This is a genomic window from Bacteroidota bacterium (assembly GCA_008933805.1).
GTDB lineage: Bacteria > Bacteroidota > Bacteroidia > UBA8524 > UBA8524 > SB11.
The window spans coordinates 1-1,588 of the sequence record WBUH01000036.1 but is presented as its reverse complement, the minus strand read 5'-3'; the positions used below and the strand labels follow the sequence as shown (position 1 = coordinate 1,588).

Sequence of the window (1,588 nt, the reverse complement as noted above, 5' to 3'; positions counted from 1 at the left end):
ACAACGATAACACTTAAAAGGCTAAAACAACGAAAGTACCAAGCCATGTTGGATGTTTACCTAGAACTTAACCCATCATTTTGCGAACCGCCGTATACGAGAACCGTACGTACGGTGGTGTGAGAGGTGCACTCCGTCAGTTTATCTGGCGGAGCCATCTACTCGATTAGCAGTAGGCCTTCTGTCCTCCGTCCTTGCAAACCATTATCGTTGTTCAGTTTCACTGTCATTGTCTTTGTCGTGCTGGGTTGTGCGGTTGAGTATTTTTTATTTTCAGAAGGGAGGGAGATTTTTTTTAATTCAATTTTGTCTGCGTGGGAAAGGTGGAAGCTCTTTTGCAAGCTTTGGACTGTGCTTGGGCTTGTGCGGCTTGCAAATGTGCTTACACCTGTGCGTTGATTAATGGTCATGTCTTTGTCCAGCTCCGCTTTTTAGAATAAACTCGCTGCTGATTAAATAAGCACCTTCGGCAACAACTATATCGCCTAGTTTTAACCCTGATGTAATTTCAATCCAAAATTTATTTTCTGCTCCTGTTTCTACCATGCGCTGCTCAAATGTGTTGTCATGCGCCAATACCCAAACGGTTTTCATTTTTTCCAAGAGCACTGCCGATTTAGGAACTGCTAAAACATTTGCAATTGATTTTTCGGGAATGACAGATACCAATGTTCCGGGAATAAGCTTACCTCCTGAATTGTTTACTCTGATTTTGAGTAGGTGTATTCTTTTTCCTTCTTCTACTATTGGGTTGCTATATACCAAAATACCTTTGTAAACTTCTTCGGGATTGCTTTCACTGAAAATCTGAAAGATTTTGCTTTCTGCAATGCCTGAGATTTCATTGGAATACAACTGTGCTTCAACCCAAACCTGATTGAGCGATGTGATTTTTATAAGCGAGCTCCCTTCATCCACATACATTCCCTCAGTGATGTTTACTTCGGTTACATAGCCAGATTCAGGTGAGTAAAAAGTTATCAACGGGCTTGTTTTGCCTGATGTCTCTATTTCGGAAATTTGTTTTTCGGTTAAGCCCCACAAAAACAATTTATTTTTTGCTGCGCTTACTAACTCGTTGGTGAGTTTGGTTGTGGTGCTTACTGTTTTTGATTTTTGAAGCAAAGAGAGATATTCTTTTCCATCGGCTTGTATTTGCTCACTGTAAATGCTGTAAAGCGGACTTCTATTTTTAAGATATACACCAGTAGTTTTAATAAATAGTTTATCAATTCTTCCTTTTACACGGCTGCTGATGGTTTTTACTTGGTCTTCATCAATAGTAACCGTGCCTATAATACTTGAAGTGGATGCAATGTTTCTCGGTTTAACTGTATCAGTTTTAATACCTGCTAATTCTTGTTGTCGTTTGTCTATGGTGATGAAATTGCCTTGCTGCCCTGCGTGTAGGTTTTCCTTTTTCTCTACTTTGATTAAAGACATATTACAAACGGGGCAAGCTCCGGGTGTGCTGCTCACAACGCTTGGGTGCATGGGACAGGTATAATAACTGTCTGATGTTGCCTCATGATTTTCGTGTCCGTTTTTACAACCTGTAAAAATGAATATTGTTATCAGAGCGGTTGAA

1 protein-coding gene is annotated in these 1,588 nt (G+C 40.1%); it reads right to left on the bottom strand.

The features are described 5' to 3' along the window. Window positions 1-399: 399 nt before the first annotated feature. A partial coding sequence (locus F9K23_18790) for an efflux RND transporter periplasmic adaptor subunit (GenBank protein KAB2912568.1) occupies window positions 400-1,588 on the bottom strand: 1,189 nt, incomplete at its 5' end.